9 protein-coding genes are annotated in these 12616 nt (G+C 61.0%); 8 read left to right on the forward strand and 1 reads right to left on the reverse strand.

Translation table 11 applies throughout. The features are described from left to right. Positions 1-69: 69 nt before the first annotated feature. A complete protein-coding gene (gene arcD, locus PspCFBP13528_RS19450) occupies positions 70-1497 on the reverse strand; it encodes an arginine-ornithine antiporter (protein ID WP_137201274.1) in 1428 nt (475 codons plus the stop codon). 401 nt (positions 1498-1898) lie between these two features. On the opposite strand from arcD (PspCFBP13528_RS19450), the gene arcD (PspCFBP13528_RS19455) reads away from it, so the two are divergent. The 8 genes from arcD (PspCFBP13528_RS19455) to gcvP all read left to right on the forward strand — a co-directional run bounded on the left by arcD (PspCFBP13528_RS19455) (position 1899) and on the right by gcvP (position 12471). Continuing rightward, a complete protein-coding gene (gene arcD, locus PspCFBP13528_RS19455; protein WP_065949361.1) occupies positions 1899-3326 on the forward strand; it encodes an arginine-ornithine antiporter in 1428 nt (475 codons plus the stop codon). Between the two features lie 25 nt (positions 3327-3351). Beyond that, a complete protein-coding gene (gene arcA / locus PspCFBP13528_RS19460) occupies positions 3352-4608 on the forward strand; it encodes an arginine deiminase (RefSeq protein ID WP_101219949.1) in 1257 nt (418 codons plus the stop codon). Between the two features lie 11 nt (positions 4609-4619). After that, entirely contained in the window at positions 4620-5630 is a 1011-nt protein-coding gene (locus PspCFBP13528_RS19465; protein WP_124359596.1) for an ornithine carbamoyltransferase, read from the forward strand. A 170-nt stretch (positions 5631-5800) separates the two neighbouring features. Beyond that, positions 5801-6730, forward strand: a complete 930-nt coding sequence (gene arcC, locus PspCFBP13528_RS19470; RefSeq protein WP_137201275.1) for a carbamate kinase — start codon at positions 5801-5803, stop codon at positions 6728-6730. Positions 6731-6748: 18 nt separating this feature from the next. After that, positions 6749-7111, forward strand: a complete 363-nt coding sequence (locus PspCFBP13528_RS19475) for a DUF5064 family protein (protein ID WP_065895065.1) — start codon at positions 6749-6751, stop codon at positions 7109-7111. Positions 7112-7317: 206 nt separating this feature from the next. Next, complete coding sequence (locus tag PspCFBP13528_RS19480; RefSeq protein WP_065949357.1) at positions 7318-8826, forward strand: sigma-54-dependent transcriptional regulator; 1509 nt, start codon at positions 7318-7320, stop codon at positions 8824-8826. A gap of 413 nt (positions 8827-9239) precedes the next feature. Next, the gene (gcvH, locus tag PspCFBP13528_RS19485) at positions 9240-9623 is read left to right on the forward strand and encodes a glycine cleavage system protein GcvH (RefSeq protein ID WP_065949356.1); all 384 of its coding nucleotides are present in this window, start codon (positions 9240-9242) and stop codon (positions 9621-9623) included. A gap of 10 nt (positions 9624-9633) precedes the next feature. Beyond that, on the forward strand, positions 9634-12471 hold the full coding sequence (gcvP, locus tag PspCFBP13528_RS19490; protein ID WP_137201276.1) for an aminomethyl-transferring glycine dehydrogenase: 2838 nt from the start codon (positions 9634-9636) through the stop codon (positions 12469-12471). Positions 12472-12616: the final 145 nt, after the last annotated feature.

The raw sequence follows: 12616 nt of genomic DNA on the forward strand, positions 1-12616 counted from the left end.
ACAAATCAAATGTGGGAGGGGGCTTGCCCCCGATGAGGCCAGTACAGCCACTATCAATCCCCCGACCGCTCACAAGGACAACACCCCACTGTACAGCCCATAGGCCGCCACTGCGGCGCCCGCCATTACACACCCGAAAATGCCTTTCTCCACCGGGGTAAACAAGGCCTGGCCCTGCTCGCGCTTGGCCTGGGCGAACAGAATCACACCCGGGGCATACAACAGCGCCGACAGCAGCAGGTATTTCAGGCCGCCGGCATACAAAAGCCATACGGCGTAAGCCAGGGCAATCAGGCCCACCAGCAAGTCCTTCATGCGTCGATGCCGGGCGCCCTCATAGGTTTCCCCACGCCCGCTCAACAGCACCGCATAGGCCGCCGACCACAGGTACGGCACCAGAATCATCGACGATGCCAGGTAGATCAGGGTGGTGTAGGTACTGGCTGAAAACAGCGTAATCACCAGGAATGCCTGGATCATCACATTGGTCAGCCACAGCGCGTTGACCGGCACCTGGTTGGCGTTTTCCTTCTTCAGGAACGCCGGCATGGTCTTGTCCTGGGCGGTGGCGTAAAGGATTTCCGCACACAGCAACGCCCATGACAACAGCGCCCCGAGCAGCGAAACCGCCAGGCCGATGCTGATCAATATCGCTCCCCAGGGCCCGACGATATGTTCCAGCACCCCGGCCAGAGAGGGGTTTTGCAATTGCGCCAGTTCCGGCTGGCTCATGATCCCCAGGGACAGCACATTCACCAGCATCAATAGCGCCAGCACGCCGAGAAACCCAATTACGGTGGCCCGGCCCACGTCCGCGCGTTTCTCGGCCCGTGCCGAGTAGACGCTGGCGCCTTCAATACCGATGAACACAAACACCGTGACCAGCATCATGTGGCGCACCTGCTCCGTCACACTGCCCATCTGTGGGTTGCCCAGGCCCCAGATATCGCGGCTGAAGATGTCGGCCTTGAACGCCACCGCGGCAATCACGATAAACATCAGCAGCGGCACAATTTTCGCCACCGTGGTGATCTGGTTGATGAACGCCGCCTCCTTGATCCCGCGCAGCACCAGGAAGTGCACGGCCCACAGCAACACGGATGCACAGCCGATGGCCAGCGGCGTATTACCCTGGCCGAACACCGGAAAAAAGTAGCCGAGGGTGCTGAACAGCAAGACGAAGTAACCGACGTTGCCCATCCACGCACTGATCCAGTAACCCCAGGCGGACGAGAACCCCATGTAGTCGCCAAACCCCGCCTTGGCGTAGGCATACACGCCGGAATCGAGTTCCGGCTTGCGGTTGGCCAGGGTCTGGAACACGAAGGCCAGGGTCAGCATACCGACCGCCGTGATCGCCCAGCCGATCAGCACCGCGCCCACGCCCGCGCGCGCGGCCATGTTCTGTGGCAAGGAAAAGATCCCACCGCCGATCATCGAACCCACCACCAGGGCGATCAGGGCACTGAGCCGAAGTTTCTGTGCGGGGTGGGGCATGAAGATTCCTCGAAGTCAATTTTTCAGCTGACATCCACGCGCTCATCTAATTCACTTTAATCGTGTAGATCTTCATAACATAAGGGCATGTAAAGACAGGACATTTAGGCTTATTTAGAATTTAAATAAGTGCATGATAAATCGAGCGTCAAACTTTAATAAAAAAGTTTGCACATTGGCCAATGCAAACTAGCGTCATACATCCACGTCCCACCAAATAATTAATCAGGCTGTAAGAACCGCTGTGCAACGCGTCTCTTCGGGATTTTCATCATCCCACGTACTTCCATCCTAAGTCATTAATTCACAATGGAATGTGCCAATGAAGTGATCTGAGTCAGTTGTTTGATTAGCGCACGGAATTATTCTGTGATCTCTCTCTCCTGCATTGGAGTCACGCAATGTCTGATTCACCCGCAAAACTTAGGCTTGGTGCGCTGGTTGCCCTCGTCGTCGGCTCGATGATTGGCGGTGGGATCTTCTCATTGCCGCAAAATATGGCCGCCAGTGCCGACGTAGGCGCGGTGTTGATTGGCTGGGTAATTACCGCCATCGGCATGTTGACCCTCGCATTCGTGTTCCAGACCCTCGCCAACCGCAAGCCAAACCTGGACGGCGGTGTCTACGCCTACGCCAAGGCCGGGTTCGGCGACTACATGGGGTTCTCGTCCGCCTGGGGTTACTGGATCAGTGCCTGGCTGGGCAACGTCGGGTATTTCGTACTGCTGTTCAGCACCCTCGGTTACTTTTTCCCGATCTTTGGCGAAGGCAACACCCCGGCGGCCGTGATTGGCGCGTCGGTGTTGCTGTGGGCCGTGCATTTCCTGGTGCTGCGCGGGATCAAGGAAGCGGCGTTCATCAACCTGGTGACCACCGTCGCCAAAGTGGTGCCGTTGGTGCTGTTCGTGTTGATCGCACTGTTCGCGTTCAAACTGGACATCTTCACCGCTGACATCTGGGGCATGAAAAATCCGGACCTGGGCAGCGTGATGAACCAGGTGCGCAACATGATGCTGGTCACCGTGTGGGTGTTCATCGGTATCGAGGGCGCGAGCATCTTCTCGTCCCGTGCGGAGAAACGCAGCGACGTCGGCAAGGCCACCGTGATCGGTTTTATCACCGTGCTGCTGTTCCTGATGCTGGTGAACGTGCTGTCCCTGGGCATCATGACCCAGCCGGAACTGGCCAAGCTGCAGAACCCATCGATGGCCGCCGTGCTGGAGCATGTGGTGGGCCACTGGGGCGCGGTGCTGATCAGCGTCGGCTTGATCATTTCGCTGCTGGGCGCGTTGCTGTCGTGGGTGCTGCTGTGCGCGGAGATCATGTTCGCCGCCGCCAAGGACCACACCATGCCGGCGTTTCTGCGCCGCGAAAACGCCAACCACGTGCCGGTCAACGCCCTGTGGCTGACCAACGCGATGGTCCAGCTGTTCCTGGTCATCACGCTGTTTTCCGCCAGCACTTACCTGTCGCTGATCTACCTCGCCACCTCGATGATCCTGGTGCCTTACCTGTGGTCGGCAGCTTATGCGCTGTTGCTGGCGGTGCGCGGCGAGACTTATGAAAACGCTCTTAAGGAACGCAAGAAAGACCTGTTCATCGGCGCCATCGCCCTGATCTATGCGATCTGGCTGCTCTACGCCGGCGGCACCAAATACCTGCTGCTTTCCGCCCTGCTCTACGCCCCCGGCGCGATCCTGTTCGCCAAGGCCAAGCATGAACTGGGCAAACCGATATTCACCCACGTCGAGAAGCTGATTTTCGCCGCAGTGGTCATTGGCGCCCTGGTGGCGGCTTATGGGCTCTACGACGGCTTCCTGACTCTGTAACTGTAGGTTCACTGGAGGATCTGTAATGACCACGGAAAAAGTTAAGTACGGCGTACATTCCGAAGCCGGCAAACTGCGCAAAGTCATGGTGTGCTCCCCAGGCTTGGCCCACCAGCGGCTGACCCCCAACAACTGCGACGAGCTGCTGTTCGATGACGTGCTCTGGGTGGCCCAGGCCAAGCGCGACCATTTCGATTTCGTCACCAAGATGCGCGAGCGGGACATTGATGTGCTGGAAATGCACAACCTGCTGACCGACATCGTCGCCATCCCTGAGGCTCTGGACTGGATCCTTGAACGCAAGATCACCGCCAATACGGTTGGCCTGGGCCTGGTCGAAGAAGTCGGTTCCTGGCTGCGCAGCCTGGAGCCACGCAAGATCACCGAGTTCCTGATCGGTGGCGTGTCGGCCGATGACTTGCCGAGCAGCTTCGGCGGCAGGACCATCGAGATGTTCCGCGACTTCCTCGGCCACGCCAGTTTCATTCTGCCGCCGCTGCCCAATACCCAGTTCACCCGCGACACCACCTGCTGGATCTACGGCGGCGTGACGCTCAACCCGATGTACTGGCCGGCGCGACGCCAGGAAACCCTGCTGACCAGCGCCATCTATAAATTCCACCCCGAATTCACCCAGGCTGACTTCCAGATCTGGTACGGCGACCCCGACCAGGACCACGGCGCCGCCACGCTGGAAGGCGGTGACGTGATGCCGATCGGCAACGGCGTGGTGTTGATCGGCATGGGCGAACGTTCCTCCCATCAGGCCATCGGCCAACTGGCGCGCAATCTGTTCAAGAACAAGGCAGTGGAACGCGTGATCGTCGCCGGCCTGCCCAAATCCCGCGCGGCCATGCACCTGGACACCGTGTTCAGCTTCTGTGACCGCGACCTGGTCACCGTCTTCCCCGAAGTGGTCAACCAGATCGTGCCCTTCACCCTGCGCCCTGACGAGAGCAAGCCCCACGGTATCGATATCCAACGGGAGACCACCAACTTCCTCGATACCGTCGCCGCTGCCCTCAACCTCAAGGCGCTGCGTGTCGTCGAGACCGGCGGCAACAGCTTCGCCGCTGAACGCGAGCAGTGGGATGACGGCAACAACGTGGTGGCCGTGGAACCGGGCGTGGTGATCGGCTACGACCGCAACACCTACACCAACACCCTGCTGCGCAAGGCCGGGGTGGAAGTCATCACCATCAGCGCCGGTGAACTGGGCCGAGGCCGTGGCGGCGGCCACTGCATGACCTGCCCGATCATCCGCGACCCAATCGACTATTAAGGAGATCCATCATGGCTTTCAATATGCGCAACCGCAGCCTGCTGTCGCTGATGCACCACACCACCCGCGAGCTGAACTACCTGCTGGACCTGTCCCGCGACCTCAAGCGCGCCAAATACACCGGCACCGAGCGTCCGCACCTGCAGGGCAAAAACATCGCGTTGATCTTTGAAAAAACCTCGACCCGCACCCGCTGCGCGTTCGAAGTGGCGGCCCACGACCAGGGCGCCCACGTCACCTATATCGACCCGGTGTCGTCGCAGATCGGCCACAAGGAAAGCATGAAAGACACTGCCCGCGTACTCGGGCGCATGTTCGATGCCATCGAGTACCGTGGCTTTGCGCAGGAAATCGTCGAAGAACTGGCCAAGTTCGCCGGCGTGCCAGTGTTCAACGGCCTCACCGCCGAATTCCACCCGACGCAAATGATCGCCGACACCCTGACCATGCGCGAACACAGCGACAAGCCGCTGCATGACATCAGCTACGCCTACCTTGGGGACGCGCGCTACAACATGGGCAACTCGCTGCTGATGATCGGCGCCAAACTCGGCATGGACGTGCGCATCGGCGCGCCAAAAGCACTGTGGCCACACGACGATTTCATCAAGCAGTGCCAGGCCTTCGCTGAAGAAAGCGGCGCACGCATCACCATCACCGAAGACCCGGCCGAGGCGGTCAAGGGTGTGGACTTCATCCACACCGATATCTGGGTGTCCATGGGTGAGCCGGTGGAAGCCTGGGACGAGCGTATCGAGCAACTGCTGCCTTACCAGGTCAACGCCAAGATGATGAAGGCCTCGGGCAACCCACGGGTGAAGTTCATGCATTGCCTGCCGGCGTTTCACAACAGTGAAACCAAGGTCGGCAAGGACATCGCCGCGCGCTACCCGCACTTGGCCAATGGCGTGGAAGTGACCGAGGAAGTCTTCGAATCGCCGGCCAACATTGCCTTTGAACAGGCGGAAAACCGCATGCATACCATCAAGGCGATCCTGGTGTCGGCGTTGGCGGATATCTGATTTCTACACAGCTTCTACTGTAGGAATAGGGTCAACATGTGGGAGGGGGCTTGCCCCCGATGGCGGTGCCTCACGGGCAGATTTTTCGACTGACACACTGCTATCGGGGGCAAGCCCCCTCCCACACGTGTCCTGTGTTCACAACGATGGATTTCAGAAGGACATTCTTTATGCGCATCGTCGTAGCCCTGGGCGGCAACGCCCTCTTGCGCCGTGGTGAACCCATGACCGCGGACAACCAACGCGCCAATATCCGCATCGCCACCGAACAGATCGCCAAGATCCATGCCGGCAACGAGCTGGTGATCGCCCACGGCAACGGCCCGCAGGTCGGCCTGCTGTCGCTGCAGGCGGCGGCCTACACCAGCGTTTCGCCTTATCCGCTGGACGTGCTGGGCGCCGAAACCGAAGGCATGATCGGCTACATCATCGAACAGGAGCTGGGCAACCTGCTGGACTTCGAAGTGCCTTTCGCCACCCTGCTCACCCAGGTTGAGGTGGACGCCAACGACCCGGCCTTCCAGACCCCCACCAAACCCATCGGCCCGGTGTACGCCAAGGCCGAAGCGGAAAAGCTCGCCGCTGAAAAAGGCTGGGTCATTGCCCCGGATGGCGACAAATACCGCCGTGTCGTGGCCAGCCCACGCCCGAAACGCATCTTCGAAATCCGCCCGATCAAATGGCTGCTGGAGAAAAAGGCCATTGTGATCTGCGCCGGCGGCGGCGGTATCCCGACGATGTATGGCGAAGATGGCAAGCTCAAAGGCATTGAAGCGGTGATCGACAAAGACCTGTGTTCATCCTTGTTGGCCGCGCAGTTGGACGCCGACCTGCTGGTAATCGCCACCGACGTCAACGCGGCATTCGTCGACTTCGGCAAGCCCACCCAGAAGGCCATCGGCCAGGCCCATCCGGACGCCATGGAACAACTGGGCTTCGCCGCCGGTTCCATGGGGCCCAAGGTCCAAGCGGCCTGCGAGTTCGCCCGCCAGACTGGCAAAACCGCAGTGATCGGTTCACTCTCGGACATCGAAGCCATCGTCCAGGGCCACGCCGGCACGCGCATCAGCACGGCGACACCTGGCATCACGTATCTGTGAAGTAGAGGAGATTTGCCTATGGCTACCTTTGAACCGGGACACTTGCACGTCGAACGTCACGCACTCAACGAGCATGACTACAGCTACAACCTGTGCATCGACTATGAAGTCAGCCAGGACCCCAAGGAAGGCAAGGGCATGTTGTTCAAGCTGCACGGTTCGGTGCAGGGCAAGGACCTCAAGGAAGAATTCTTCCTGCCCAAGGACCAGGCATTCGACTTTGCCCGGCATGCGATGAACATCGCGCAAAAATACGGCATGCCGAAAATGGCCGTGCTGAACGGGTCGATGCACAAGCAGTACGACTTGATGTTCGAAGATGTGCGCCATCAACTGGATGTGAAATCCGGCGATCCGGTCAAGCCCGAACACCTGGAGTAACCCAACTGCACTGACACAACACTGTGCAAAATGTGGGAGGGGCTTGCCCCCGATGGCGGTGGATCAGCCAACGAATCTGTAGCTGACACACCGCATCGGGGGCAAGCCCCCTCCCACATTTGATCTCCATCAGGTGTCAGATTTCACCTGCGCCCCGCTCCAAGGCATACTTGCCGCCTCTGCTCTCCAGAATTGCCAATCGCCCCATGCGTATCCACGTCAGCTTCATCGACCGCGTCGGCATCACCCAGGAAGTCCTGGCCCTGCTGGGTGGGCGCAATCTCAACCTGGATGCGGTGGAGATGGTGCCGCCCAACGTCTACATCGACGCACCGACCTTGAGCGCCGAGGTGCTCGAGGAACTGCGCGATGCGCTGTTCAGCGTGCACGGTGTACAGGCGGTGACGGTGGTCGACATCCTCCCCGGCCAGCGCCGCCACTTGCAACTCGACGCGCTGCTGGCGGCCATGACCGACCCGGTGCTGGCCCTGGACAGCGCGGGCACGATCCTGTTGGCCAACCCGGCGTTGATCGCCCTGTACGGCCGCGAACCGGCCGGGGAAAGCATCGCCCAGCTGTTCAACGACCCTGGGCTGCTGGACACCTTGCTGGAACAAGGCTTTCGCCTGCCGCTGCGCGAGATCAGCGTCAACGGCCAGACCCTGTTGCTGGACGCCACGCCGATCACCGATGCCGGCGCCCTGCTCACTCTCTACCCGCCCAACCGCATCGGCGAGCAACTGTCGGCGCTGCACCACGACCATGCCGAAGGTTTCGACGCGCTGTTGGGCGAGTCCCCGGTCATCCGCACCTTGAAGGCGCGCGCGCAACGAGTGGCCGCGCTGGACGCCCCGCTGTTGATCCAGGGCGAAACCGGCACCGGCAAAGAGCTGGTCGCACGCGCTTGTCATGCGAACAGCGCCCGTCACAGTGCACCGTTCCTGGCGCTGAACTGTGCCGCACTGCCGGAGAATCTGGCCGAGAGTGAATTGTTCGGATACGCCCCCGGTGCTTTTACCGGCGCCCAGCGCGGCGGCAAGCCGGGGTTGATGGAACTGGCCAACCAGGGCACGGTGTTCCTCGATGAGATCGGCGAAATGTCGCCGTACCTGCAGGCCAAGTTGCTGCGTTTTCTCAACGACGGCAGCTTTCGCCGGGTGGGCGGCGACCGCGAAGTGAAAGTCAATGTGCGCATCCTCAGCGCCACCCACCGCGACCTGGAAAAGATGGTCAGCGAAGGCACCTTTCGCGAAGACCTGTTCTACCGCCTCAACGTACTCAACGTTGAAGTACCGCCGTTGCGCGCGCGTGGCCAGGACATCCTGTTGCTGGCGCGCTACTTCATGCAGCAGGCCTGCGCGCAGATCCAGCGCCCCGTCTGCCGCCTGGCGCCCGGTACTTACCCGGCGCTGCTGAGCAACCGTTGGCCGGGCAACGTGCGTCAGTTGCAAAACGTGATCTTCCGCGCCGCCGCCATCTGTGAGAGCAGCCTGGTGGACATCGGCGACCTGGACATCGCCGGCACGTCCGTCGCCCGCCAGAGCGATGGCGAAATCGACAGCCTGGAACAAGCGGTGGAAGACTTCGAACGCGACCTGCTGGAAAAGCTCTACACCAGCTACCCTTCGACCCGCCAACTGGCCAGCCGGCTGCAAACCTCCCATACCGCGATCGCCCATCGCCTGCGCAAGTACGGCATTCCCAACAAGCTCTAGCTCAATGTGAAATACAAAACCAATGTGGGAGGGGGCTTGCCCCCGATTGCGCTGTGTCAGCCAACTTATCCCTCACTGACCCACCGCTATCGGGGGCAAGCCCCCTCCCACATTTGAAATGCATTTCCAGGTTTTGGTCTGAGAACGACATCCTGTGTACTGAAAGCGCTACAGTGTAACGATATCGCTACAACCCTGCTTTTTGCGCGCCATGCAAGGCTTTGATCCACATAGCCTTTTTTTCCAACGCTCAACTGTAGCGAAATCGCTACAGCTGAAAGACCTGGCCCGCTCGATAATTTCAATAACCCATTGTTTTGTAACACTTTAATAACATTGGCCGCGATATTGCTAAGTAACTCCCCATTATTCCAATCCCGTCCACCAGACGAATCTGGCCCTGAGGAGTTTCCATGAGCGAGTTGCGTTTCACTGAAGATCACGAATGGCTGCGCGCCGAAGCCGATGGCAGCGTCACCGTGGGCATCACCGCTTTTGCGCAGAACGCGCTGGGTGATGTGGTTTTCGTGCAACTGCCTGAGCTGCAGGCCTACGACAAGGGCGCTGAAGCGTCCACCGTGGAGTCGGTCAAGGCCGCCAGCGGCGTGTACATGCCGTTGGACGGTGAAGTTCTCGAAGTCAACGACAAGCTCGATGGCAGCCCCGAACTGGTCAACGAAGACCCGATGGGCGACGGCTGGTTCTTCCGTTTCAAACCGACCGATGCCAGTGCAGTGGCTAAGCTGTTGGATCAGGATGCGTACGACCGCCTGATCAAAGCCAACGCTGAAGCCTGAGGAGCGCGCCATGACCGTTAATCTGACCACCGCCAACGAATTCATCGCCCGCCACATCGGCCCGCGCCAGGAAGACGAGCAGCACATGCTCGCCAGCCTGGGTTTTGATTCCCTCGAAGCCCTGAGCGCCAGCGTGATCCCGGAAAGCATCAAGGGCACCAGCGTGCTCGGCCTGGAAGACGGCCTGAGCGAAGCCCAGGCCCTGGCCAGGATCAAGGCCATTGCCGGCCGCAACCAATTGTTCAAAACCTATATCGGCCAGGGCTACTACAACTGCCATACGCCGTCGCCGATCCTGCGTAACCTCCTGGAAAACCCGGCCTGGTACACCGCCTACACCCCTTACCAGCCCGAGATTTCCCAGGGTCGCCTGGAAGCGCTGCTGAACTTCCAGACCCTGATCAGCGACCTCACCGGCCTGCCGATCGCCAACGCCTCCCTGCTCGACGAAGCCACCGCCGCCGCCGAAGCCATGACCTTCTGCAAGCGCCTGAGCAAGAACAAAGGCAGCAACGCGTTCTTCGCCTCGGTACACAGCCACCCGCAAACCCTCGACGTCCTGCGCACCCGCGCCGAGCCACTGGGCATCGATGTGGTAGTGGGCGATGAGCGCGAACTGAGCGACGTCAGCGCATTTTTCGGCGCCCTGCTGCAATACCCGGCGAGCAACGGTGACGTGTTCGATTATCGCGAGCTGACCGAACGCTTCCACGCTGCCCATGCGCTGGTTGCCGTGGCCGCCGACCTGCTGGCCCTGACCCTGCTGACCCCGCCGGGCGAATTCGGCGCCGACGTGGCCATCGGCAGTGCGCAGCGCTTCGGTGTGCCGCTGGGCTTTGGCGGCCCGCATGCGGCGTACTTCTCTACCAGGGATGCGTTCAAGCGCGACATGCCGGGCCGTCTGGTCGGGGTGTCGGTGGACCGTTTCGGCAAGCCGGCCCTGCGCCTCGCCATGCAGACCCGCGAGCAACATATCCGCCGCGAGAAAGCCACCAGCAACATCTGCACCGCCCAGGTGCTGCTGGCCAACATCGCCAGCATGTACGCCGTTTACCACGGCCCTGAAGGCCTGACCCGCATCGCCCAGCGCGTGCACCAGTTGACCGCGATCCTGGCCAAGGGCCTGACCGCCCTGGGCCTGAAAGTCGAGCAGGAAAACTTCTTCGACACGATCACCCTCAACACCGGTGCCAACACCGCCGCCCTGCACGACAAGGCCCGTGCCCAGCGCATCAACCTGCGCGTAGTGGACGCCGAACGTGTCGGCCTGTCGGTCGACGAGACCACCACCCAGGCCGATATCGAAGCCCTGTGGAACATCTTCGCCGACGGCAAGGCCCTGCCCGCCTTCGCCGCGACCGAAAGTACCCTGCCGACCGCCCTGTTGCGCCAGTCGCCGATCCTCAGCCACCCGGTGTTCAACCGTTATCATTCGGAAACCGAGCTGATGCGCTACCTGCGCAAACTGGCCGACAAGGACCTGGCGCTGGACCGCACCATGATCCCGCTGGGTTCATGCACCATGAAGCTCAACGCCGCCAGCGAAATGATCCCGGTGACCTGGGCCGAATTCGGTGCCCTGCACCCGTTCGCCCCGGCCGCACAAAGCGCCGGCTATCAGCAACTGACCACCGAACTGGAGGCCATGCTCTGCGCGGCCACCGGTTACGACGCCATTTCCCTGCAACCGAACGCCGGTTCCCAAGGTGAATACGCCGGCCTCCTGGCGATCCGCGCCTACCACCAGAGCCGTGGCGAAGCGCGTCGCGACATCTGCCTGATCCCGTCGTCGGCCCACGGCACCAACCCCGCGACCGCCAACATGGCCGGTATGCGCGTGGTGGTCACCGCCTGCGACGCACGTGGCAACGTCGACATCGAGGACCTGCGCGCCAAGGCCATCGAGCACCGCGAGCACCTCGCCGCGCTGATGATCACCTACCCGTCCACCCACGGTGTGTTCGAGGAAGGCATCCGCGACATCTGCGCGATCATCCACGACAACGGCGGCCAGGTGTACATCGACGGCGCCAACATGAACGCGATGGTGGGCCTGTGCGCACCGGGCAAGTTCGGCGGCGATGTCTCCCACCTGAACCTGCACAAAACCTTCTGCATCCCCCACGGCGGTGGCGGCCCGGGCGTTGGCCCGATTGGCGTCAAGTCGCACCTCACGCCATTCCTGCCAGGCCACGCGGCCATGGAGCGCAAGGAAGGCGCGGTCTGCGCCGCACCGTTCGGCAGCGCCAGCATTTTGCCGATCACCTGGATGTACATCAGCATGATGGGCGGCGCGGGCCTCAAGCGCGCTTCGCAATTGGCAATCCTGAATGCCAACTACATCTCCCGTCGCCTGGAAGAGCATTACCCGGTGCTGTACACCGGCAGCAACGGCCTGGTCGCGCACGAGTGCATCCTCGATCTGCGCCCGCTCAAGGACAGCAGCGGCATCAGCGTAGACGACGTGGCCAAGCGCCTGATCGACTTCGGCTTCCATGCGCCGACCATGTCGTTCCCGGTGGCAGGCACCTTGATGATCGAGCCGACCGAAAGTGAATCCAGGGAAGAACTGGACCGCTTCTGCGATGCCATGATCGCCATTCGCGAAGAGATTCGCGCCGTGGAAAACGGCACCCTGGACAAGGACGACAACCCGCTCAAGAACGCCCCGCATACCGCAGCGGAACTGGTGGGCGAATGGAGCCACCCTTACAGTCGCGAACAGGCGGTCTACCCGGTTGCTTCGCTGATCGAAGGCAAGTACTGGCCGCCGGTGGGCCGGGTCGACAACGTGTTTGGCGATCGCAACCTGGTGTGTGCGTGCCCGTCTATCGAGAGCTACGCGTAACCTGTCTGGCTGAACGCGGTCAAAAATGTGGGAGGGGGCTTGCCCCCGATAGCGGTGTGTCAGCCACTCTATCTATCAACTGACACTCCGTCATCGGGGGCAAGCCCCCTCCCACCTTTTGACCCCCTCAATAATAAGAAACCGG

Source organism: Pseudomonas sp. CFBP13528 (assembly GCF_005233615.1).
Lineage (GTDB): Bacteria > Pseudomonadota > Gammaproteobacteria > Pseudomonadales > Pseudomonadaceae > Aquipseudomonas > Aquipseudomonas fluorescens_AM.